This window comes from Variovorax sp. M-6 (genome assembly GCF_052114385.1).
Lineage (GTDB): Bacteria > Pseudomonadota > Gammaproteobacteria > Burkholderiales > Burkholderiaceae_C > Variovorax.
The window spans coordinates 236,873-259,420 of record NZ_JBFREQ010000007.1; the positions used below are offsets into that span (position 1 = coordinate 236,873).

18 protein-coding genes and 2 pseudogenes are annotated in these 22,548 nt (G+C 64.4%); 13 read left to right on the forward strand and 7 right to left on the reverse strand.

The annotated features are described in order from the left end of the window. Nucleotides 1–110: 110 nt before the first annotated feature. Nucleotides 111–902, forward strand: coding sequence for a GntR family transcriptional regulator (locus AB4Z46_RS11030; protein ID WP_442283529.1), 792 nt, complete (start codon nt 111–113; stop codon nt 900–902). Here the strand turns inward: AB4Z46_RS11030 and AB4Z46_RS11035 are convergent. Then, entirely contained in the window at nt 899–2,392 is a 1,494-nt protein-coding gene (locus AB4Z46_RS11035; protein ID WP_442283530.1) for a nitrite/sulfite reductase, read from the reverse strand. The genes AB4Z46_RS11030 and AB4Z46_RS11035 overlap by 4 nt on opposite strands. Nucleotides 2,393–2,406: 14 nt before the next feature. Then, a complete protein-coding gene (locus AB4Z46_RS11040; RefSeq protein ID WP_442283531.1) occupies nt 2,407–2,985 on the reverse strand; it encodes an amino acid synthesis family protein in 579 nt (192 codons plus the stop codon). Between the two features lie 90 nt (nt 2,986–3,075). On the opposite strand from AB4Z46_RS11040, the gene AB4Z46_RS11045 reads away from it, so the two are divergent. The 5 genes from AB4Z46_RS11045 to AB4Z46_RS11065 all read left to right on the forward strand — a co-directional run bounded on the left by AB4Z46_RS11045 (nt 3,076) and on the right by AB4Z46_RS11065 (nt 9,924). Beyond that, nucleotides 3,076–7,653, forward strand: coding sequence for a hemagglutinin repeat-containing protein (locus AB4Z46_RS11045; RefSeq protein ID WP_442283532.1), 4,578 nt, complete (start codon nt 3,076–3,078; stop codon nt 7,651–7,653). After that, the gene (locus AB4Z46_RS11050; RefSeq protein ID WP_442283533.1) at nt 7,650–8,168 is read left to right on the forward strand and encodes a hypothetical protein; all 519 of its coding nucleotides are present in this window, start codon (nt 7,650–7,652) and stop codon (nt 8,166–8,168) included. Before AB4Z46_RS11045 ends, AB4Z46_RS11050 begins: the two co-directional genes overlap by 4 nt. A gap of 92 nt (nt 8,169–8,260) precedes the next feature. After that, the gene (locus tag AB4Z46_RS11055) at nt 8,261–8,668 is read left to right on the forward strand and encodes a hypothetical protein (RefSeq protein ID WP_442283534.1); all 408 of its coding nucleotides are present in this window, start codon (nt 8,261–8,263) and stop codon (nt 8,666–8,668) included. Between the two features lie 134 nt (nt 8,669–8,802). Next, nucleotides 8,803–9,201, forward strand: a complete 399-nt coding sequence (locus AB4Z46_RS11060; protein WP_442283552.1) for an enhanced serine sensitivity protein SseB C-terminal domain-containing protein — start codon at nt 8,803–8,805, stop codon at nt 9,199–9,201. Between the two features lie 114 nt (nt 9,202–9,315). Then, a complete protein-coding gene (locus tag AB4Z46_RS11065) occupies nt 9,316–9,924 on the forward strand; it encodes a hypothetical protein (protein WP_442283535.1) in 609 nt (202 codons plus the stop codon). Between the two features lie 110 nt (nt 9,925–10,034). Here AB4Z46_RS11065 and AB4Z46_RS11070 read toward each other — a convergent pair whose 3' ends face one another. Both AB4Z46_RS11070 and AB4Z46_RS11075 read right to left on the reverse strand, forming a co-directional pair. Beyond that, nucleotides 10,035–10,730: a hypothetical protein gene (locus AB4Z46_RS11070; RefSeq protein ID WP_442283536.1), complete on the reverse strand. Its 696-nt coding sequence runs from the start codon at nt 10,728–10,730 to the stop codon at nt 10,035–10,037. Nucleotides 10,731–11,142: 412 nt separating this feature from the next. Continuing rightward, nucleotides 11,143–11,268 (reverse strand): annotated as a pseudogene (locus AB4Z46_RS11075) (twin-arginine translocation pathway signal); the annotation flags it as partial. Nucleotides 11,269–12,139: 871 nt separating this feature from the next. Between AB4Z46_RS11075 and AB4Z46_RS11080 the strand changes: the two are divergent. The 4 genes from AB4Z46_RS11080 to AB4Z46_RS11095 all read left to right on the forward strand — a co-directional run bounded on the left by AB4Z46_RS11080 (nt 12,140) and on the right by AB4Z46_RS11095 (nt 18,028). Further along, the gene (locus AB4Z46_RS11080) at nt 12,140–14,224 is read left to right on the forward strand and encodes an FG-GAP repeat protein (protein ID WP_442283537.1); all 2,085 of its coding nucleotides are present in this window, start codon (nt 12,140–12,142) and stop codon (nt 14,222–14,224) included. Between the two features lie 166 nt (nt 14,225–14,390). Next, a complete protein-coding gene (locus AB4Z46_RS11085; RefSeq protein WP_442283538.1) occupies nt 14,391–15,926 on the forward strand; it encodes an MFS transporter in 1,536 nt (511 codons plus the stop codon). 97 nt (nt 15,927–16,023) lie between these two features. Further along, nucleotides 16,024–17,292 (forward strand): M20 family metallopeptidase, encoded by a 1,269-nt coding sequence (locus tag AB4Z46_RS11090; RefSeq protein ID WP_442283539.1) that lies wholly within the window; start codon nt 16,024–16,026, stop codon nt 17,290–17,292. 103 nt (nt 17,293–17,395) lie between these two features. Beyond that, nucleotides 17,396–18,028: a trimeric intracellular cation channel family protein gene (locus AB4Z46_RS11095; protein ID WP_442283553.1), complete on the forward strand. Its 633-nt coding sequence runs from the start codon at nt 17,396–17,398 to the stop codon at nt 18,026–18,028. A 31-nt stretch (nt 18,029–18,059) separates the two neighbouring features. Here AB4Z46_RS11095 and AB4Z46_RS11100 read toward each other — a convergent pair whose 3' ends face one another. Both AB4Z46_RS11100 and AB4Z46_RS11105 read right to left on the reverse strand, forming a co-directional pair. Then, on the reverse strand, nt 18,060–19,019 hold the full coding sequence (locus AB4Z46_RS11100; protein ID WP_442283540.1) for a universal stress protein: 960 nt from the start codon (nt 19,017–19,019) through the stop codon (nt 18,060–18,062). A gap of 109 nt (nt 19,020–19,128) precedes the next feature. After that, nucleotides 19,129–19,530 (reverse strand): GreA/GreB family elongation factor, encoded by a 402-nt coding sequence (locus tag AB4Z46_RS11105; RefSeq protein ID WP_442283541.1) that lies wholly within the window; start codon nt 19,528–19,530, stop codon nt 19,129–19,131. Between the two features lie 768 nt (nt 19,531–20,298). On the opposite strand from AB4Z46_RS11105, the gene AB4Z46_RS11110 reads away from it, so the two are divergent. The 3 genes from AB4Z46_RS11110 to AB4Z46_RS11120 all read left to right on the forward strand — a co-directional run bounded on the left by AB4Z46_RS11110 (nt 20,299) and on the right by AB4Z46_RS11120 (nt 22,205). Then, nucleotides 20,299–20,784, forward strand: a complete 486-nt coding sequence (locus AB4Z46_RS11110; RefSeq protein ID WP_442283542.1) for an SOS response-associated peptidase family protein — start codon at nt 20,299–20,301, stop codon at nt 20,782–20,784. 110 nt (nt 20,785–20,894) lie between these two features. Further along, nucleotides 20,895–21,608: an alpha/beta fold hydrolase gene (locus AB4Z46_RS11115; protein WP_442283543.1), complete on the forward strand. Its 714-nt coding sequence runs from the start codon at nt 20,895–20,897 to the stop codon at nt 21,606–21,608. Between the two features lie 75 nt (nt 21,609–21,683). Further along, nucleotides 21,684–22,205, forward strand: a complete 522-nt coding sequence (locus AB4Z46_RS11120; RefSeq protein WP_442283544.1) for a GNAT family N-acetyltransferase — start codon at nt 21,684–21,686, stop codon at nt 22,203–22,205. A gap of 41 nt (nt 22,206–22,246) precedes the next feature. Here the strand turns inward: AB4Z46_RS11120 and AB4Z46_RS11125 are convergent. Beyond that, a pseudogene (locus AB4Z46_RS11125) lies at nt 22,247–22,548 on the reverse strand (IS30 family transposase); the annotation flags it as partial.

The following is a 22,548-nucleotide window of genomic DNA, read 5'->3' on the forward strand; positions in this document are numbered from 1 at the left end:
GTGGCGGACGGCACAAGAACAGTGGATTCAAACTATTGTCATAGCAATATAACAATATAACGTACCGGTGTACAGTGCCTGCCACGCACCTGCGCTTTTCGTCCCTGCCCATGAACAAGACCGCTGCCAGTACACCCATCAAGGACGCCGGCATTCCCCTGCACCGCCAGCTCTTCCTGTGCCTGCGAGACCGCATCTACCGGGGCATCTATGCGCCCGGGACCTCGATCCCCAACGAAGCCCAGCTGTGCGAGCTGTTCGGCGTCTCCCGCATCACCGTGCGGCGCGCGCTGGCGGACCTGGAGGCAAAGGGGCTGCTGCTGCGCAAGCAGCGCCTCGGCACCTTCGTCCATCCGGACTTCCAGCCGGCACGGCAGAGCGGCACCCTCGCGTTCCTGGACGCGCTGGAAAGCACGGCGCTGGACGCGATGCCCTCCCAGGTGCTCTTGATCCGCAGGGAGCCGCCTCCGGCAGACATCGGCGCCCTGCTGCAACTGGCCGAGGGGGAGCCCGCCCAGCACACCCGCCGCCTGCGCATCGAGAACGGCACGCCCGTGGTGCTCAGCGACGCCTGGGCGCCGCTGGACCTGTTGAAGGGCGTGGCGGAGTCCGCCCTGCGCAAGAACCTGATCTACCAACTGCTGCTGGCGCAGGGCATCGTGTTCGATCGGGTGGTGCAGGAGATCAGCGCCGAATCCGCCGACCCGGAGAATGCGCAGCTGCTGAACACCGAGGTCGGTGCGCCGCTGCTGCGCGTCACCCGCCTGCTGCACGACACCCGCGACAGGCCGATCCAGCACCTGACCGCACGGTCGAGCCCGGATCGCACGCGCATGATGATGGACATCTCGGCGAGCTCCATCGGTTCCCTGGGCGCCGGTGCGCTGGCGCATGACGTTTAGCCCCGGACGGCCAGCCTGAACACGTCGATTCCGAGTCGATCCACCACGTCGCCAAAGCGCTCCGCCTCGCTGTCGCGGTGCGCCAGGTAGGTGTCGACGAGCCGCTCGATCGCGTCCGGTGTCGGGTCGCGCACGATGCACCTGCAGATGTCGAGGTCGATGTCGCCGATGTCGAACAGATGGTCGAGGTCTTCCAGGCGCTCCTGGATCGGATCGGCAAATGTCGAGGGGCCGCCTTCCGGGCATGGCATGACGCTCGTCGGCAAGCCCGTGTGCGCCATCGCCAGCCCCAGGACGTCGAGTTTGCGCCACAGCGGGAACAGGTGATCGCGCCGCACGTCCGCCAGGATCAGGTCCTGTTCCTGGGAGACACGCAGTTCGCCGAAGCCGTGGCGATCCGCGAGATCGGCCACCGCGTCCATCTGGTCGGCGCTGATGTCGCCGGGCGGCACGCCGGCCTTCTCGAGCGACAGGCTGACCGCGGCATAGCCCGGCACGCGATGGCCGTGCACGTTGTTCTGCAGCCAGCGCGCGAATCCGGCGTGGGTCGAAGCGAGGGGCCTGCTCCCGTCATCGACATCGGCGGCGCGCGGGTCGTAGGGCGGCCACGTGAAGCGCGCGGCGATGCGCTCGAGATCCGCCTCCTCGAGCGTGTCGGGACCGTTCCTGGTGCGACGCCATTCCTGGTCGACCTGGTCCGCGAAGACCACCGGGCTGAGATCCCTGACGAGGGTCCTGATGCGCGCCTTGTACTTGCCGTCCGGGCGGCGGCGGTGAGACTCGTACACCCGCAGCGTGGCCTCGAGGTAGGTCAGCAGGTGCGGCCATGGCACGAACGGGTGGATCAGCGTGCCGACGACTGGCGCGCGCCCGACCCCGCCGCCGACCCGGACGCTGAATCCCGTCTGTCCTTCGCGTTCGATTGCCTGCAGGCCGATGTCGTGGGGATCGACCGCCGCCCGATCGGTGCGCGTGCCGTTGACGGCGATCCTGAACTTTCGCGGCAGGAAGGCGAACTCGGGATGCCGCAGGGACCATTGCCGGATCAGCTCGCACCACACCAGGGGATCGACCAGTTCGTCGGGCGCGATGCCCGCGAAGCGATCCGTGGCCGCGTGGCGCATGCCGTTGCCCGGAGGCTGGACCGCGTGCATCCGGACCGTCGACAGTTCCGCGAGGATGGTCGGTACATCCTCCAGCCGCGGCCACTGGAACTCGATGCTCTGCCGTGTGCTGAAGTGGCCGTAGCCGCGATCCCAGCGTCGCGCCACATGCGCCAGCATGCGAAGCTGCGTGGTGTCGAGCATCCCGTAGGGGATCGCCACCCGGAGCATCGGTGCGTGGCGCTGGATGTGGAGGCCGTTCTGCAGCCGCAGCGTCCGGAATTCTTCCTCGGTCAGCTGTCCCGCGAGGAAGCGACGCGTCTGCTCGGCGAACTGCGTGACCCGTTCTTCCGCGAGCCAGCGGTCGACTTCGTCAGGCACGTACACGGCGCTTGTTCCTTCTAGCGCTGGCCATCGTCGACCGCGATCTGATCGGCACTCAGCCCGCCCACGCGCGCATGCACCCTTCCACCGGTCGACATGGCCAGGGCAAACAGGATCTCGTCCGGCCGCGGCGCATCCTGCATGCCGACTTCGGCCGAGGAGAAATGGCTGCGCACGTAGGCCGCGCGAATGTGGTGGAGCGGGACCATGAGCCGGTAGCCCGCGCTCGCCACGGCCTTGACCGAGGGCACGATCGCCTTCGAGTGCCCGAGCGCTTCGCGCATCGCCCACCCGCCCGCTTCGTGCCAGACCGCGCCGTGCTCCGTCTCGCCGTTCACGCCGACGATGGCGGCCTTCCCGTAGGCTTCGACGCGTGCCTTGCCGAGCGTGCTCACGAGCTCTTCGGCGAGGCTCGCGCCAAGCGGCTTCAGCGCCTCCATGAAGGCCATCAGGTCGGGCTCGAAGCGGCCCGCGTACGGATTGCGGACCACCGCGCAGGCGGTGGCCACCAGCACCGGCCGGCTGACCGGCGTTCCGCCTTCATGAAAGATCATCTCCATGCTGAGGCTGCGTTTGCGGATGTCGATCGATGGCATGGGTTGGAACCTTGAAGTGCACGCGCCAGGTGCGTCGCGAATCGGCGTGCAGCCAAGGTTAGGCGCGCGGCGTCCGCCCGAACAGCATCAGTGGGCGGGGCAGAAAGCGGATCAGCCCGGCTAGAGCTTTCTCGACTCGATCGAGACCCGTCTGATTCCCTTCCAAAGGGCCTGAAACCAGAATTCGGGGCAACGCGGCGCCTGCCGCGCTTTCTTTTTGCCCCCCATGGTTTCCTCCTCGTCGCCCGCACTCGCCGTGCGTGCCGTTGTCGCTGCCTGTACGGCCCTGAGCGCGCCGTCGCTCTCGTTCGCCCAGGCCAAACCCTCTGCGCCGCAGCCCTCATCCACAACCTCGACGGCGGGCGCATCACCGGCGGGAGCGTCGCGGTCAATGCCAGGAACGACCTGAACAACCTCGGCGCCACCATCGACGCCGAGAAGGCGCTGGTCATGACCGCAGGGCGGGATCTCAACATCAAGAGCACCACCAAGGAAACCAGCAATGGTCAGGCGCTGGATCGAGCGGCGGGCGTCTATGTCACCGGCGATAGCGGCCTTCTCATCGCCTCGGCCGGGCGGGACGTCAACGTCGCCGGCGCCTTGATCGCCAGCGAGGGCTCCGCCGCCGTAGGCGCGGGCCGCGACATCAACATCGGCACCGTCACCGAGTCCAGCAGCACGAGCAGGGTGTCGACCAACGGAAAGGCTGCGCTGAGCTCCAGCCAGAGCCGGGAGATCGGCTCCGCGATCGTCGCCAACGACAATGTGCGCCTTGCAGCCGGCAACGATCTCAACATCCGAGCCAGTGCCATCGCCAGTGCCGGTGGCGCGCTCGTCGCGAGTGCGACCCACGACATCAACATCACTGCCGGCCAGGCGACCTCGAACTCGGCCGCAGCGAGCGTGGGTTCATCCAAGAGCCTGCTCAAGAAGACCACCTCCAGCGCCTTCGCCAGCAACAGCACGACCGAAGTCCTCTCGAGCAGCCTGAGCGGCAATACGGTCGCGCTGGTTGCCGGCAACGACGTCAACGTGCAGGCGGCAAGGCTTCGCTCCGAGGAAGCGATGAGCCTGTCTGCTGGTCGTGACGTCAACCTCACGACCGCGACGCGGACCACCGAGGAATCGCGCGCGAGCCAGAGCAAGACCAGTGCGACGGGCCTGGCCAAGGCGCTGGCACCTGCGGCCGGCACGATCGTCGGCGCCGCGCTGTTGGGTGGCAAGTCCTCCAGCAGCATGGAAACGAGAACGCTGAACGAAGCCGTCGGCACGTCCGTCTCCGCCGGCAGTCTCCAGATCGTGAGCGGCCGGGACACGACGCTGCAGGCCGCGACCGTGGTCGCTGACGGCGATCTCACGGTGGTCGCCGGGCGCAACCTCACGATCGAAAGCGCGCAGAGCACCAGCGTCGGCGCCAACTCGCAAAGCAACAGCAAGAGCGGCATGGTGGGCACCTGGTACAACCCTGCGATCGGCAACGTCAAGTCGGCGCAGTCGGAAGCGACCACGGGCACCAGCCAAGTCGGCAGCCAGCTTGCCAGCCTCCAAGGCGACGTCACCCTGGTGGCAGGCGACACCTACCGCCAGACTGCCAGCAGCGTCATGGCTCTGGGCCAGGCCGGCGCGCTGGTGGGCGGCGACGTCAACATCCTCGCGAAGAACGTGCTGATCAACGAGGCCTACAACACCGAGCAATTGGTCGCGCAGGGGCGCAGTTCCAGCACGATCGTCGGCGGCAGTGCGAGCGTCGGGGGCATCAGCACCGACAGCCTGCGCAACACCAACAACACCCTCAAGGCGATGGGCGATACCAGCGACAGCCGCATTCAGTCACTGGGAGCGGCCAACCTGGCGATGAGCGGCAAGCAGGCCTACGACACCGCCAACGCGCTGGCTGGCGGCGCCAGTATGGGCGAGATTGGCTACAAGGTCAGCGTCAACGTGAGCCGCAACAAGAGCGAGTACGCCAACTCCGCCAGCGGCAGCGAGGCAGTGGGTTCGAGCATCGTCGGCGCGAACAACGTCAACATCGTAGCGATCGGCGGCGGCGAGGGCTCCAACATTCATGCCATCGGTTCGACGATCGCGGCGGGCAACACCGTCAACCTCGCGGCGGACAACGCCATCACGCTGGAGGCGAGCAAGAACACCTTCGAGCAGCGAGGCACCAACAGCAGCAGCGGCCAGAGCGTGGGCGTGGGCTTCGCGGCGGGCAGCCAGAACGGCTTCACGCTCGAGCTCGGCGCAAGCAAGGGCAAGGGCAACGAGAACCAGGACGACGTCAGCTACAACAACACGAAGGTGAGTGGCGGCAAGGCCGTCAACATCACCAGCGGCGGGGACCTCAACATGAAGGGCGCGGTGGTCGAAGCCGACCGCGTGACGGCGGACGTTGGCGGCAATCTGAACATCGAGAGCCTGCAGGACACCAGCGTGGGGCAGAGCCGCCAGTCCAGCAGCGGCGTGAACCTGAGCCTGTGCATCCCGCCGTTCTGCTACGGCGTGTCCACCGTCGGGGGCAATGCTGCCAGCGCCAAGGCCAACGGCAACTTCGTGAGTGTGGGCGAGCAGTCGGGCATCAAGGCTGGGGACGGCGGCTTCGATGTCAACGTCAAGGGCAACACCGACTTGAGGGGTGCGGTCATCGAGAGCACGCAAGCAGCTGTCGATGCGGGCAAGAACAGCTTCAAGACCGGCGGCGAACTCACCATGAGCGACCTGCAGAACAAGAGCGAGAGCAGCGGCAGCAGCTACGCGGTCAGCGGCAGCGTGGGTTTCATGGCTGGAGGAGCCGACGGTCAGCAGCAAGCCATGCGCGAACAAGGCATGAGCAAGCAGCAGATCGACTCCGCCAGAAAGACGACGCCGGGTGGAAGTGCGGGTGTCGGCAGCACCGAAAGCAGCCAGGGCAGTGTGACCAAGTCAGGCATCTCCGGCGTCGCTGGCGATGACAGCGTGCGGACCGGCGACAACTCAAGCGCCGGTACGCTGGTGAAGGACTGGAGCACGCAGACCATCGTCAAGGACGTGCAGGCTCAGGCACAGATCACGCAGCAGTTCAACCAGCAGGCGGCGCGCGAGATCGGCACCTACGCGGACAAGCAGCGTGACGCAGCCATCGCCCGCGGCGACAAGGAGGAAGCTGCGAAGTGGGACGAAGGTGGTGAATACCGAGTTGCGGCGCATACGGCGGCAGGTGCGCTCAGCGGTGGCGTGACAGTAGCCATTGCTGCCGGCGCGGGCGCAGCGTTGATGCCGAAGATTGGGGAAGCCATTGCCGACATGGGCCTGCCAGCACCTGTCGCCCAAGCGCTCGGTGCAGCGACGGCGGCGGCCATCGGGGGAGCCATCGGCGGAGCGGCGGGTGCGGGCAGTGCCTACAGCATTGACATCAACAATCGGCAGTTGCACCCCACTGAACGCGCCAAGCTGAAGGAGACGGCCAAGCAGGTCGCGCGCGAGCAAATCCCGGGTTTCGACCAACTGACGACCGAGCAGAAGGCCAAGGCCGAGGGCTACTGGTACGACCAACTCGCTCAGGCAGCACTCGCGCGCGTGGACGACAAGGGCAAGGCCGAGCGAGATAGCTACCTGAAGAACGTCACGACGAGCGACCAGTTGGGCTTGCAGGGCGGCTACTCCGCCGAATACGTGCTCGCCAACGCCGCGACTGCCGACAGAATCGTTGCTGGCCTGGCGAATCAGAACCAGCCGATCCTGAACATCTACGGCGAGCCGGTGAAGGCTGGTAAGGATGAACTGTTCGCGTTCAGCGCGACGGCCGAGCAGCGGGCCAACAGCTTCTTGCTCAACACACCGACGGCGGACGCTGAACGGCAACGGATCGCCAAGGAGAACGGCGATACGCTGAGCTACCTGCGTGCGGCCAGTGGCGGCGCCATCCCCGACTACACGATTGAAGAGCAACTTCTGGGCGGGGCGATTGCTGGCAAGGCGATTGGCGCGTTGGCCAGCGGAATGGAGCGCGTCGCGGCGGCCAAGGTTGCTGCCGCTGAGGTCGATGCAGCTCGCATCTCGAACAACCTGTACCGCGATGCAGAAGGCTTCGCGCAAGTCTCGCAGCGGGAGTTTCAGCCGGGAACGACCTACCGGGCCGAGAACATCAATGCCGGGCAGGTGACGGACCGCGATGGCTTGCCGCGCGTGGGGGATGCCGCCAAAGAGAACAACGCGCAAGTGGCTCAGAACACAGGAGGTCAGGCGCAATATTGGGGAACGGCCTATCCTGCTTGGAAGGAGGGCGAGATGGTGACGGACCGAACGATGACGCAGCCAGAGATTTATCGGCAGGTGGTGGATGCGAAGCAGTACGAGGCAATTCGAGATGCGCTCCGAAATGGCGATACAAATACGGCCTCCCAGCAACTCGGCGGCTGGGCCACCAAGGATCCGATCAACTCCATGGCCGATGTACGCGGCAATCTTGCAATCACTCCGGAGTTCAAGGCTGGACAGCTCTACACCGTGGAGTTCACGGTGAAGCCCGGTGTTGGCGTACGCGAAGGGACGGTGGGGCCGATGTGGGATCCCACGACGGCGAGCTTCCTGTCCGGTGGCGGTCAACAGGCCAACTTCATGGTGGGCAGGCCGGGTGCGAATCCGGAGTTGTTCACCATCAACCCAAACTCGATCAAGGCATTGAAATGAGCGCACTGGTTAGTAAAGTAATTGGTCGATGGCTTGGCGCGAATGGCTGTCTTGCTGAAGTTGTTTACGAGGGGTCCAACGTCAGTGGCCCCGAGCGCTGGGCCGCAGTGGATAGCCTGCCTGCACCAGTTGTCCGTCTTGAGACGCAGGTTGAGCTTTCAGATGGCTCAAGGAGAGGCCTTGGAGTTGGCGGAATTGCACACCTACTCCCGGATCACACTGGTGTTTTGGTCGTTTTTGTGTCAGCCAAGCCGCCAGCAGGGTTGATCTTCTTCGACGCACCGAACAATGCAGCGATCTTCAACGCGGACGGCTCACTACGTTTCCAGCTCAAGAACCCTTGGGGTGAGCACGGTAGCTTCCGCGCTGTTGTCTCCAATCCTCTCCCAAACGGCAGCTTCGAGCTAGGCGTTCGGGCCTGCCCTCGCAGCTACCCGGTCTGTGAAGATGTTTACATCGTCGATGGCAGCACCGACGATTTGAGCAAACAGATACCGCGTTGGGTGCGTGACTGATGTGCTCGCCTCATGGAGGCCGAAGCACACGACAGGCCTGGGGCGAACCCTGAGCTGTTCACCATCAATCCGAATTCGATCAAGGCATTGAAATGAGCGCGTTGATTCGTAAAGTGATCGGGCTTTGGAAAGGGGCCGATGGAAAAACGGCGGAAGTAGGCTATGAAGGTACGGACAGGGATCATCCAAAACGCTGGGAGGACGTTGATTCCCTCACGCCGCCGCGGTTTCAGTATCGGATGGCCATTGAGCTAGCAGATGGAAATCGGATTCTGCTTCCAACCGATCAAATTGCCGACATCCTGCCCGACGGTACCGGAGTGCTCGTAGTGTTTGATGCCGGCAATCGTGAGGCATCTATTGATTTAGTTAAAYYCCCCCCCCCCCCGCGCAACGCAGCCATCTTCCTGCCCTCGAAGCTACCCCGTCTGCGAGGACGTTTACATCGTCGATGGCAGCACCGACGATTTGAGCAAACAGATACCGCGTCGGGTGCGTGACTGATGCACACGTCTCATGGAGGCCGAAGCATACGGAACGGCGACGCTGATGCGATAGTTCGGCAATCTTCAAGCACCCACAGTTTCTTGTTAGCGTGAAGACACGCGCAACCAGATCATCGCCAGAACTCGTTATGTCCACTTGTGTAGTAGAAACCCAGATACCAGTCGGCAGTAGGGTAAGAATCGGGGTCCCAGCGGAACAGCCTGAGGAAGCGATCGCTGCTCTTCGAGAGCACTTGAAGGAACGCAAAGAGGTGGACGCCGCCTTTCTGGGCCTGATGGAGGTGGCTCCGCCTGATCGCAACTCCTATTTCACTTACACCATCGGACTTCGATGCACCTCCGTTAACCGGGAGGAAGAAGAAACGGCTGTGTTGGAAGTGCTTCTGCGCTCCTCGATTGGAAGGTGGCCAATCTCGCTTTTGCCATTGACTGACACATACTTCACCCGAGAGGCAATTTGCATCTTCGAACAGGAGCCTGCCCCAAAGAGGGCTGGTTTTCTTGCTCGCCTCTTGGGTCGTCGGTGAACGGGCTCACCTTTTCAAGGTTGCCCCGTTTCCGGGGACAACCGGCCAGTGACCCGTGAACCTCGCTCGAGTTCACCCTAGTTCATTTATTCGGGTTCATCACCGGCAAGAAAAATGGAACGCAAGCCCTCCATCGGTCACTTCCTGTTCACTATCGCAATTGCCTGCACCTTGTCCGCCTGCGCGTATCGCGATATCAATCCTGAAGCTGCCGCAGCCGACGAGCGCGCTCACGGTGTTCACGACGTATTGCGGTCCGTCACACCCGGCACGGCCAAACTGGTCTTCCGCTCGCGCGGCGCTGGCCATGGCGTGAACTACTCCGTCAGCAGTTCGCCTGCGGCTTGCCAGGACTTCCGATCCATCGGCAACGTCGCGTATAGCGGCCGGGGCGTGGTCTATCCATGGATTGCGAACATGACCGAACGCACGCGCGGCGCAATCCTCAAGACGCAACCCTTCATCGAGCATGAAGTCGACGTCAAGCCCGGGGACAGCATTCAGGTGCGCGGCCTCGGCCGCTGGGATCAAAACGCCGGGCTGTATATGCGCTCTGGCACTTGTGGCCCAGTGGTCGCAAGGTTCAATCCGAAGGCCGACCATGCCTACCTTATCGACTTCGTCTGGGGAGAGAACCTGAGTTGCACCCAAGTCGTCATGGATGCAACGGTGCCAGAGCAGCCAGCGCCGGTACAAGCGGAGCAAGTGTCGGGGTGCAATTGACTTGAGGCGTTCGAATGACCGGCGACAGCCGCATGCAGGCGCTGGGTGCGGCCAATCTCGCCATGAGCGGCAAGCAGGTCTGCGACACGGCCAGCTCTCCGGCTAGCCCCTCATGCAAGCGGCGTGGCGCCGGTCCACACACCCAGGTACGCCACCGCTTTCTCCTTCTCGATCGCCGCGCCGCTTCGCTCGATCGACGCCGGTGATTTCTTCGCGAAGTCCGCGATCGACTGAGACAGGTTCCAGACCTCCGTGCGGTCGATCAGCAGCAGGCGGTCGTGCAGTGATTTGTCGCGTGCGAGGCGGACTTCGAGCGGACGCGCAGATCTGTACTGCGCCTGCCAGCGACTGGCCGCCGGCGCGAGGCCGGCCTTGGTCCCGGCGCGATCACCCAGGATGAGGATGTGCACGCCTTCCTGTGCGGCGATGGCGATGTCCGTCAGCGCGGTGGCGTTCACGTAGGGATCGACGATCAGGACCTCGCGCTTGGCCGCGCGCACCACTTTCGCCAGTTCGGCGAACACGTCGAAGGGCGAGCGTGCAGCGATGAATGCGCCACGTGGCGCGTCGCCCGCAAAGGCCGCAGCGGGCGGCAAGCCGCGATCGAGCACGGCGGCGAGGCACCGCCCTGGCGCGACACGGAAGAGGCCGCGCCGAGGGGCCACGGGCCGGTGGCCGTTCGAACCGGCCGCGCCGTGCGTGGCACGGTGCGCCGGCTCATTGCCGACGTTCACGATGAGCTGCACCGATCCGCCGTGGACGGAAATGGCGAAGCAGGGGAGGTCACTATCATTCGAGGTAGCCATGATGTGCGGTTCCTTCGTTGGTTGCACGTTGTGGTTAGAGCCTCGTTGGTGTTGGTAGCACCTTCGGGGCTCGCCTTTTTGCTCAGAGCGAAGCCCTGAGCGTCCTTTGCGCGTGGCCGAACACAGGACGCGGTCGACGCATGCAGCAACCTGCCATTTCACCGCGATGCGGCGCCTGCGCGAATCCCGGCGGTTCGGAAACTGGCGAGGGAAATGTCTGGGGTTGAGGTCTTGCCTGAAGAAGGTTCGCGCGGCTTTCGCTACAGCGACGAAACCAGTCTTCCCAGGCTCAACAGGGCCTGCTCGCTGCGCGCATCCCGGATACGGCCGTCCAACCGCCTCGGCAAAGGTGGCCTGCCTAACCGCCAGCACGACTCGTGGAGTCCCCGGGACCCCACGAGTCGCGCTCAGTTCAAAGTTGAATCCGATCGATCTTCGCGCCTTTCAGCGATATACCGGCTTCCAGCCAGACGTTGGTGAGCACGAAACCCACCACAGGCTGCTGAGCAGTGTTGGTGTCGATGATTCCATCGGAGCCTTCCGCAAACTACGTGCGATGCCGTTGTCGTCAACGGCTTGGTGGCTGACGGCAAGGCGTACGACTACTCGATTGAGCTCGACCTGGAACTGGATGGTGACCTTCCGCGGCTCACCACCCCCAAGTACTCTGAAGTAAGCAGACGAGACCCCGCGCCACCACTTCGTGCTCGAGGCCCGGACTGTTCGAAGTGACGGTCTGGTTGCCGCACGAAGCGCTGCACGACATGGACATGCGGCAGCGCGTCGAGTCGTGGACGACAGAGCATTGGGACTCGGTCAACTACTATTTGCGAAACAGCCGAGGCATTGGCCTTGGCCACAAAGTCGCTGCAGTACCGAAGCACCTCCATGCGACGCTGTTCGGAGACCGAGAACCGGAAGTCGCAGTTTTAGCAGTAGAGGGGCGGACTTTGACCTTGCTATTCAAACGAGCATAGGGCGAGCTCGACGCCGACCTCCAGCCAACGGCTTTGAGCGGCCAAGCACAGGCAAGCTGTTTCCTGACGGCCGGATGAGCGCCTGCTGACATGCCGGCCCTATCGACGGCTGGTTGCTTGGGCCAGAAGCGCTTCCATCCGACCGGCCACCGGTGGCTCGGGTAACGGAATTCCGTGATCGACAAGCGCGCCTGCGTTTCCTAGCATCGGCAGGGGCAACAGATCGTTACAGATCCTGGGTCCAGTGTTTTCGCCCATGCAGAGGCGGCGCTCCTGTCCGGAGTGCTGCCGTGAATTCAGACCTTCAACGCGCACATGTCTGCGGCATGAGCCCCCGCAGGGCCAATGCCCGCGGACGCGCCAAACGAGATGGACAGATTCGTGATCCAACAACGAAATCCGCAGCGCCTTGCTGCTTGGAGTGCGGCATCCATGGTCGCGCTGGCACTGGCAGCATGCGGCGGTGGAGGTGACAGTAGGATCGATCTGCTTCCCGTCGTGCAGGCCACCAGCTTCACCATTGGCGGCAACGTCTCGGGCCTCGCAGGCACGCTGGTGTTGCGCAACAACGGACGGGACGATCTCACGCTCAAGTCCGACGGCCCCTTCCGCTTCGCCGATCCTGTGACCGCCGGCAATCCCTACGCGGTCGCCATCGCGCAGGAGCCCGAGGGCCAGACCTGTGCAGTGAGCGCGGGCCAAGGCACGGCCACGACGACCGTCACGGACGTGCGAGTGGCGTGCTCGGCCGCCGTACACACGGTCGGCGGCACGCTCTCCGGTCTGACCGGCGGAACGCTGGTGCTGCGCAACAACGGCACTAACGCGCTGAGCCTCACGGCCGACGGAAACTTTGCGTTCGCGCAAGCGCTGCCCGAAGGCGCGATGTACGACGTGACCGTGGGCACGCAGCCTGCCGGGCAGCTTTGCACGCTCACCGGGGCAAGCGGCATGGTCAACACGGCCGTCACCTCGATCGCGGCCCGCTGCGCGACCGACCCGTCGTCGGTACCGCCGCCGATTCCTGCCGCCCCCACCGTGGGCTACGCGGCCAAGGCGTTCCTGTTCAGCTGGCCGGCCATCGCCAACGCCACCTATTACCGCCTGGGCGAGGACCCCGGGGCCAGCGGCAGCTTCACCGTGCTGGCCGACAACCTCGGCAGCACGACCTATGCGCTCCAGGACCTGGCCCTGAACCAGCCGCCGGCGGCTTGGCGCTATGCCCTGCAGGCCTGCAATGCCAATGGCTGCAGCCCCTGGTCGCTTCCGGCCACGGCGGATGGCAACCGGGCGATCGGCTATTTCAAACCGGCGGCCACCGGCACCCGCAACTTCGGTCTGGGTATTTCCCTGTCCCCGGACGGCAGCGTCATGGCCGTTGGCGCTTCGAACACTGTGGAGTTGTTCACGCGCAGCGCGGGCCAATGGCAGTGGGCGCAAACGCTGAGCTTCCAGGCCGGGAGCCTTCCCAGACCCGTCATCTCGGACGACGGTACGCTGCTGGTGGGCATCTACGGCCACGACGGTGCCTTCAACGACCAGGGGCAGGTGCAGCTGTTCTCGAGGACTCCCTCAGGCTGGACCCAAGCCGACGTGTGGGACCCGCCTGTGCCTCGTGCCCTCGGCAACTTTGGCGCGTTCCTGGGTGTCTCCCGGGACGGCACGGTGGCAGTGGTCGGAGAGTACGTGAGCGCGAGGGGCGGAAGCTTTCACGTGTACCGCAAGACAGGCGTCACCTGGGCGCGAGAGGCGACCATCGAACCAGACCATCCGCAGCCAGGTGCGCTGTTCGGTGTACAGGCGAAAATCTCGGCCGACGGCGGCACGATCGTGGTGGGCGCACAGTACGAAGGCAGTGGCTCGCCCACCGATGAAACCGACACGAGCGCGGCCAATGCCGGCGCGGCGTTCGTCTATGGCTACGACACGGGCGCGGGCGCATGGACCAAACGTGCCTACCTCAAGGCACCGGCGCCCGCAACCGGCGATCTACTCGGGGCCTCCACCGCCATCTCGGCCGATGGCGACACAGTGGTCATCGGCGCGCGCAATCAGTCGGTCGCCGGCGTGTATCGCGCTGGCACGGCCTATGTGTTCCGGCGCAATGCGGGCACATACACCCTCGCCCAGACGATCCAGTCCCCTCAGCTCATGCCCGAGGCGTACTTCGGCGGTTTTGGCCTGGCGCTCACGCCGGACGGCACCGCCTTGGCTATCGCCGCGCTCGGGGACTCGAGCGGTGGAACTGGGGTCGGTGCTGACGCGACGCAGGGCGCAGCCGCGTTCGCCGGCGCGGTGCACTTGCATCAACTCGCAGGCGGGCAATTCGTCCACTCGAACTATTTGAAGGCCAGCAACACCGGAAGCGGCGATGGGTTCGGGGATGCACTGGAAATCTCGGCGGACGGCCGCACGGTCGCCGTGGGCGCGTCGCGAGAAGGCAGCGCTGCGAGCGGCATCGGTGGCGATCAAGCTGACAACAGCATTCCTGGCCGGGGGGCGGTGTACCTCTATTAGAGCGAGCGGCCGAGGCGCGATAGGGTACGCGGGGTGGTGGTGCGGTCACGTCAATTTCTGGTCTGGAAAGTCGGAGTTGAGTGGCGGCGCCCACAGATGGCCTGAGAGTCAGTAGCAGGTCAGGCCGCGGATGTATGACCCACACAGCACCAGAGAAACGCGCAGGTTGTCGATCGTTGGTGCTTTCGCGGTACGTAGCCTTCGAGACAAGCCAGGCGCAGGCGAACTGGAAAAGGGCATGACTATCAGCGTTCAACCCGTGCCATACAAGGGCAACGATCGGCTGCTTTTCGGCATCATCATGGGCGTCGTCGCGTTCTGGCTGTTTGCCCAGACGACGCTCAACATCGCGCCCGACATGAGCCGCGACCTCGGTATGGATGCGAACATGATGAACGTCGCGGTGGCCATCACGTCGCTGTTCTCGGGGATCTTCATCGTGGTGATGGGCGGCTTGGCCGACCGTGTTGGCCGGATGAAGATCACTCGCAGCGGCTTTTACCTGAGCATCGCCGGCTCGCTCCTGGTGGCGATCACGCCGCGGGGTCAGTTGGCCGCACCGGTCATGCTGGTTGGCCGTGCGCTGCAAGGCCTGTCGGCCGCCTGCATCATGCCGGCCAGTCTGGCGCTGGTGAAAGCGTTTTGGGACGGTTCCGATCGCCAGCGCGCCATCAGCATGTGGTCGATCGGCTCCTGGGGCGGCTCGGGCCTGTGCTCGCTGGTTGGGGGTCTGATGTCGCAGAACTTCGGCTGGCGCTCGATCTTCTGGGTGGCGATCGCGGTAAGCGTGCTCGGCTTGTGGATGATGCGCGGCACGCCCGAGAGCAAGGCCGAAACCAAGGGCGACTACGAGTTCGACCTGTCTGGTGTGCTCGCTTTCATGGTCGCCATGGTGGCCCTGCAGGTGCTGGTGACGCAAGGCAATAAGTTGGGCTGGACCAGCCTCGTCGGCCTGGGTTTGCTGGCGGCCACGGTGGTGGTCGGCTGGCTGTTCGTCCTCATTGAGGACAAGGCGCCCAATGCCTTTTTCGACTTCAGCCTGTTCAAGAACGCGACCTACACCGGCGCGACGATCTCCAACTTCCTGATCAACGGCACCGCCGGCACGCTGATCGTGTCGCTGCAACTGGTGCAGATCGGCGGCAACATGAACGCTCAGCAGGCCGGCTTCCTGACTCTGGGCTACGCGATCGCCATCATCGCCTTCATCCGCGTGGGCGAAAAACTGCTGCAGCGCTTCGGTCCGCGCAAGCCGATGATCTGGGGCTGCCTGATCACCGGCCTTGCGATCCTCCTGGTGTCGCCCGCCAACCTGCTGCTGTCGAACTACAAGATCTTGGCGAGCGTGGGCTACACCTTGTTTGGCGTCGGCTTGGCGTTCTACGCCACCCCCTCGACTGATGCGGCCCTGTCGAACCTGCCAGCGGCCCAGACAGGGTCGGGTTCTGGCATCTACAAGATGGCGTCGTCGCTGGGGGCCGCCTTCGGCGTGGCGATCTCCGCAGCCATTTTCACGGCGCTGAGCGCCAACAGTTCGAGCGTGAACTGGCTGGACGGCGTGATCACCTTCAGTGGCCGCCAAGACAACCTTGCCGTGCGGGAGGCCGCCATCGTCGCGCTTGGCTTCAACGTGTTCATGGTCGCCATGGCGATGGTCGCGGTCATGCTCACGATTCCAAAGGGAAGAAAGGCACAGGCCTGAGTTCCGGCGCCGACGGCAAGCACCCTCAATCCGGCCTCGGGCAACACCTCTTCCAACTGGAGTACTTCAACCTCGCTTCTTCACTCCTGGAGCTGTCATGAATCCCCTCACCCAGGCGCTCGCCTCTTTCGAACCCGTCTTGATGACCGATCTCGAGGCGCTCTACAAGGACATCCACGAGCATCCCGAGCTGTCGATGCAGGAAGTCCGCACCGCAAAGATCGCGGCCGACGCGATGGAAGGTCTCGGCTACGAGGTGACGCGCAATGTCGGCGTGACCGGCGTGGTCTGCGTCATGAAGAACGGAGCCGGACCGACTGTGATGCTGCGCGCCGACATGGATGCCCTGCCGATGGCCGAGAACACAGGGCTGCCGTATGCCAGCACCGTGACGGCACGCGACGAGGAAGGCGTCGAGGTCGGCGTCGCGCATTCGTGCGGCCACGACATGCACGTGACGTGGATGGTCGGCGCCGCGCGCATCCTCTCCGCGAACCGCGCCGCTTGGAGCGGCACGATGATGATCGTGTTCCAGCCCGGCGAGGAAACGGCCGAAGGCGCCAACGCCATGGTGCGCGATTGGGGCGAGGGCCGCTTTCCCAAGCCGGACGTCATCCTCGGGCAGCATGTCATGGTTGGTCCGGCGGGCACTGTGAACTATCGTCCTGGTGTCACGCTGTCGGCCGGCGACAGCCTGAAGATCAAGCTGTTCGGACGCGGCTCGCACGGCTCGCAGCCGCAGACTTCGATCGATCCGGTGATCATGGCCGCCGCGACCACACTGCGCCTGCAGACCATCGTCTCGCGGGAGATCGCGCCGACCGAGCCGGCGGTGCTGACTATCGGCTCGTTGCAGGCCGGCACCAAGGAGAACATCATCCCCGACGACGCCACCATCAAGCTGAACATGCGCACGTTCAGCGAGGACACGCGCGAGTACATGCTCAAGTCGATCCGTCGCATCTGCTGCGCCGAGTGCGACGCATCCGGCGCCGAGCGACCGCCCGAGTTCACGACCATCAACAGCTACCCTCTGACCGAGAACGACCTGGTCGCCACGCAGAAGGTGGCGCAGGCGTTCGGCCAGCAGTTCGGCGAAAACGCCTCGTTGGCGCCCGGTCCGGCTTCGGCCAGCGAAGACTTCAGCATCTTTGGCCGTTCCTGGAGCGTGCCCTATGTGTTCTGGTTCGTCGGCGGCACCGACCCCTCGGAGTACGCCAAGGCCAAACAGGAGAAAACCCTCAACAAGATCCCCAGCAACCACTCGCCGAAGTTCGCGCCTCTGATTCACCCGACGCTCGAAACTGGTCTGCAGGCCATGCTCACTGCCGCCAGTGCGTGGCTGTGTCCCCGCACGGTAGCCTGACTGCGCCGCCCGGTGCCGAGCCCATCACGGTTGCGCCTCGGCCACGACGGGCGCATCCTGAGGTACCGACCTTATGACCGTCCACGAACTGACCCTTGCCGGTCTGAATGACCACCTGCTCTTCACCATCCTCGACCTGGCTGGCACCTTCGCCTTCGCGGTCAGCGGCGCCGTTGCTGCCAGAGATCGTGGGCTCGACTGGTTCGGCATCATCACCATCGCATTCACGGTCGCGTGTGGCGGAGGCGTGCTGCGCGACCTTTGCATCGGCGCGGTGCCGCCCGCCGGGCTGACGGACTGGCGCTACCTTGCCACCGCCGTGGCCGCGGCGGTCATGACGATGGCCGGCCAAGGACTGGTCGTTCGGCTCGCGCATCCGGTGACCCTTTTCGACTCCCTGGGCCTCGGGCTGTTCGCAGTGACAGGAGCGCAGAAGGCGCTGATCTTCGGCCATAGCGCAGAAGTTGCAGTGCTACTGGGGGTGGTCACCGCTGTGGGCGGCGGGGTGGCGCGCGACGTGCTGTTGAATCGCGTACCGGTGATCCTTCAGCGTGAGATCTATGCATCTGCAGCGCTGGTCGGTGCGGGCATCGAAGTCGCAGGAGAGCGCCTTGGATGGGTGTCGAACGGGCGGACTTGGATCGCCTTGCTGACGTGCTTCGGGCTGCGCTACCTGTCTTTGCGCTACAAGTGGAACCTTCCGCGTTCGACCGGGCACGATGATAGCGACAACTAGCGGCGAATTCCCTGGAGCCGAAAGCCCGTGGCTAAGCCCGCCCCAGCAACGCGGCCGGGTTAGGAAGGCCTGGCGGCCGCGGCGCGCCGGCTCTGACCCGGCGCATCTGGGGCTCAGGCTCTGAAAGTCTCTTGATGGCAGAGGCCCTGGATGCTGACGCATAGTCGTGGGGGACCACGAGCACGTCTGCGTCCGAGTAGCCAAGAATCCGATTCGCCGTGCTCTCGACGAAGAGGTCGCGCAGCCGCGATGAGGGTCGCTTGCCGACAACGATGAGCTCAGCTCCACTATGCTGCTGTTGCACGACCGTTTGCCGGGCAGCGTCGCCGTGACCGACGGCAGACTGCACCCGATTGCGCCTCGCATCGTATGAGTCCGTGAGCCAGAACATCCTGTCGTGAGCAGAGCGACGACACTCGTGGCGGTAGGACCTGATGGCGCGCTCCGACACCTCGGCGTACCGAAGCTTTCCCTCGCTGGCGGTGTTGGCTGCGTGGAAGAGCTCAACCTGGGCCAGCTTGTTGAGAGCGAAGCCGAACTCGACGAGCGCGCGCGATGCGTCCGAGAAGTCCACGGCCACAAGCAGGCTTCGGTAGCCGTCGCTGGCCTTGCGACGCACGACGAGTACCGGTCGCTGAGCCCTGCGAAGAAGGCCCTCAACAGGCTGTCCCATGATGAAGGAGCGCACGCCCCTTACTGGCTCCGTGCCCCAAACCACGAGGTCGGCACATCGCGCCTCTGGCAGGACGTCGCCTACGGAAACTGCAAGCTGGCCGGCAGCACGGACACGGATGCTGTGGCGCTGGGAAAGCTGCGTGGCATGGTGCGCAAGCCGGCACGCAGCGTCGGGCGGCGGCGCCTCTCCCGGGTAGGAAATGTAGAGAAGCTTGAGGGTCGCGCCATGCTCCGCGCAGAGGAGTGCGGCTCGTGTGAGGGCGTGGTCGCCCTGAACGGAGAAATCGGTAACAGCAAGAATCGAATGGGGGGTCAATGGATAAGTCCTTTCCTGGTGGCGCGCGCAACCCTCCGGCGTCCGAAAGGAGCCAGATGCAGCGCAGTTGAACAAGATGCTCGCTGTGCGAGCCGGCTCTGGCGGTGGCCTACGTGCTGTAGTCGCCGCTCGCCTCGGGCTGGAAGACGATGGCGACGATTTCCGCGGCGCACTCGTCGCCCATGGGCGAGTTCCACTTGGCGACGGTGCCGCACTTCATTCCCAGGAGGCTGTTGCCGACGGGGGAAAGGACGGAGATGAGGCCCGCTGCCGGCTCCGCGTCGCGCGGATAGCAAAGCGTGAGGGTCTGGCGCTGGTGAGTCTGGACATCCAGGAGCTCTACGCGCGAGTTCATCGTCACGATGTCCGCCGGTACCGCTCGGGAGCCGGTCACCTCTGCGCTTGCAAGGACGTCCGCCAGGGGTGGCGGCAGTTCCCGGTTGAGCAGCTTGGTCAGCCGGGCGAAATCAAGGTCGGTGAGCGTGCGCTCGCCATGAACAACTGCATGCATTTGAAGCACTCCATCGAATGCGAACGTCACCCAGGCTTGATGAGTATCCGCGACCGCGCGAGGCTGGCGCCCGGCGGTGAATGGTTGCGCTGAAAGGGAAGGGGAGCGAACCGCCGGGCTTAGGAGTGTGCAGGCGTCAGCTTGCGACGCGCCTTCTTTGCGACCGCACGCGCATACGCCGCTGCGAGGAGCAGCGCCGCCAGGGCATGGGTGCAAACAAGGGTGGTGGTCATGAGTCGAGTGTAGGCAACTGGCTGTATTGTGCAACCCGCACAAGAATTGGCCTCACGGTCCTTGCCAGATTGCGCGTTCGATGAAGCGGCCCCAGGCTAAGCATGGCGACCTGCGAAAGTCAAACGGCGCCAAAGGGCGCCGTTTGATTGCCTGCAGTGGAAGCCATGCTGGTGAATGCTATCGCCTGGTCATCGGCTCACCCGCGGTGGCGCAAGCGCCGGGCTATACCTGACGCGCGCCATCATCATAGGCCTGACGTGCGGGCAATTACGCGCCGGGCTGGCTGGGAGGCGAACCTGCTCATCGGGCGGGAATCTCGGCTCGCCACGCATTGCCACCCTCAGCAGGAAGCCCCTCAATGTCCGATGACTCCCTCCCAACGTTTGCCCGCCGGCTCTCGGCCGAGTGGTTGTCACTCTACTGCGCGGACCCCCGCCGGCAATACTTGCCCGTGGGGTACAAGGCCGAATTGAAAAAGGTGGCGCCCGCTGATGTCAGAGGCTTCCTTCGCGCCGCCCCCGATCAGATCTCAGTTTGCTTGGAAATCTCCAGGGCGTCGTCCACCTCGATGCCGAGGTGGTCCCGGCCGAGGCCATCTTCGAGCCGAGCTACGAGACCGGCAAGGCGGTGCGCTGGCGCATCCAGCAGCCCGGCGAGGTGCCGATGGGCATCGCGGGCATCTACACGAAATGGCGCTCGCCGGAGGGGCAGGAGCTCTTCAGGTTCGCCATGCTGACGGTCAACGCAAACGGCCACCCGGTGTTCCAGCGCTTCCACAAACCCGACGAGGAGAAGCGCATGGTGGTGATCCTCGACCCCGCGGACTACGACCGCTGGCTGACGTGCCCACTGGCAGAGGCGCCGACGTCCTTCAAGCAGTGGACGGGGCAACTGGATACGTTCGTCGCTCCATTGCCACCGCGGGCACCGAAGACCCACAGCGGGAAAGTCATCGTTCCGCCGCCGCCGCCCGACATGCGGGACCTCGACAAGCCGGACGATCAGCCGCCGTTGTTCTGAAGACGCGTTGCGCTGCCAGCCCATGTCGTTGGCAAGGGCAGAATGCCGCCAACCGCCGGAACCGGCCAACACCGGACGTTCCGGATTCACCCTCGATTGAGCGAAACGGCGTGATTGACATCTCCGATTTCCAGGTTCCGTTTCGTGATGTCGTGCTTCACGGCTCCGTCACGCGTGGCACATCCGGGAGCGCCCCGCGCACTCTGGCGCTCCACGGGGGCGGACGTTCAACGCGTCAGGGATTCCAACCCCTGCTTACGTCGTTGGCCGAGCGCGGGCACTCTTGCGCGGCGTTCGACTTCTCGGGGCATGGCGAAAGCAGCGGAGACCTTGCCGATTCGAGCCTGAGCCATCGTGCCGAGCAGGCGCTTGCTGTGGTCGAACACCTCAGGATGCGGCGCCCGGTCTCGATGATTGCGAGCAGCATGGGCGGCCACGTGGCGTGTACCTTGATTGATTCGCTGGCTCCAACGGCGCTCGTGCTTTACTGCCCTGCAGCGTACGAGCAAGCGGCACAGAACCTGGCCTTCGGGCCGGCCTTCAGGCAGGTTATCCGTGCGACAACCTCCTTTGCTGCGTCTCCAGCCTTCGACGCCCTTGAGCGATTCAGCGGTAGGCTGCTTGTGGTGTGTGGCTCGGAGGACTCAGTCATACCCAAGGAGGTCGAACGCGAATACGTCACACGCGCCCGGAAGGCGAAGAGCGTTGAGGTGATTCGCTTGGCCGGTGCTGGCCATCGCCTTCACGACTGGCTTGGAACTCACCCAGCTCAGTCCGCCGCCGTCTTCGAACGCGTCTTGGCTACGCTACGGGGCGATGCATAGCTCACCGCGCCACGCGCCCGGAACGAAGTAGCGGCAGAATGCGGCGAAGAGCAGAACTTCCCCAGCAACCCACCAATGCGAGTTCTTCGAACGGAACGCTTTGTGCTTCGGCCCTACGAGCCCGCCTTGCGCAGCGCATTCCTAGCGTGGATGGAGGATGACTTCATCGAAGGGTTCTTGAGCCGCTCACTCCCTGATATGCCGAAGGGCGAGCGTCTTCTTGAAGGCTTCGTTCGCCGTTCGTCCGCAGCCCTCCCTGATGCGCGTGTATGGGCGGTGACCGGGGCGCCGGATGACGACCTGGTCGCGCATATCGAGTGCAAGGCGACGGCGAAGACCTCTGGCGACGAGCTCGAGCTCATCTATGCCGTGCGCGGCGGTCGCGAAGGAAGAGGCGTTGCCACGGAGGCGGTCAATGCGGTTGCATCTGCACTCGCCCCGACTGGCGTGGACGTCGTGGCCTACATCAATCCTGCCAACGGCGCCTCCCGACGCGTTCTCCAGAAGGCTGGTTTCACCCAGCAGGAACACGCGGTGCCGGGCCAGGGCGAGCGATGGGTTCGTTCCGGGCACCGGGCGGCGCCCGCCAACGCGTGAGCATCCGGCCGCGCGGGGAAAGGCAGAATGCGGCTGCGGATTCAACCGGTCGATGCAACACATTCGCTGAACATCTCAGCGGGTGTATGGAAGCCGAGCGTCTTGCGCGGCCTCTCGTTCAATTGTCTAGCGATCGCATTGAGTTGAAGCTGGGAGAACCCTGAGATGTCCATGCCCTTCGGCACGTACTGCCTGAGCATCCATTCGTGTTCTCGTTGCTTCCGCGCTGCCATGGGTTCTGCGGATCGCAAAAGTACACCTGAATGTCGGTGGCCAACGTGAACTTCTTGTGAGCGTGCATCTCCGTGCCTCTGTCCCAGGTCAGTGACTTGTAGAGCTCCTG

Bases quoted from the DNA above. Each gene is read 5' to 3' on its own strand.
- AB4Z46_RS11030 (WP_442283529.1), top strand. From the start codon at position 111: ATGAACAAGACCGCTGCCAGTACACCCATCAAGGACGCCGGCATTCCC.
- AB4Z46_RS11040 (WP_442283531.1), bottom strand. From the start codon at position 2,985: ATGCCATCGATCGACATCCGCAAACGCAGCCTCAGCATGGAGATGATC.
- AB4Z46_RS11050 (WP_442283533.1), top strand. From the start codon at position 7,650: ATGAGCGCACTGGTTAGTAAAGTAATTGGTCGATGGCTTGGCGCGAAT.
- AB4Z46_RS11060 (WP_442283552.1), top strand. From the start codon at position 8,803: ATGTCCACTTGTGTAGTAGAAACCCAGATACCAGTCGGCAGTAGGGTA.
- AB4Z46_RS11065 (WP_442283535.1), top strand. From the start codon at position 9,316: ATGGAACGCAAGCCCTCCATCGGTCACTTCCTGTTCACTATCGCAATT.
- AB4Z46_RS11070 (WP_442283536.1), bottom strand. From the start codon at position 10,730: ATGGCTACCTCGAATGATAGTGACCTCCCCTGCTTCGCCATTTCCGTC.
- AB4Z46_RS11080 (WP_442283537.1), top strand. From the start codon at position 12,140: ATGGTCGCGCTGGCACTGGCAGCATGCGGCGGTGGAGGTGACAGTAGG.
- AB4Z46_RS11090 (WP_442283539.1), top strand. From the start codon at position 16,024: ATGAATCCCCTCACCCAGGCGCTCGCCTCTTTCGAACCCGTCTTGATG.
- AB4Z46_RS11105 (WP_442283541.1), bottom strand. From the start codon at position 19,530: ATGCATGCAGTTGTTCATGGCGAGCGCACGCTCACCGACCTTGATTTC.
- AB4Z46_RS11120 (WP_442283544.1), top strand. From the start codon at position 21,684: ATGCGAGTTCTTCGAACGGAACGCTTTGTGCTTCGGCCCTACGAGCCC.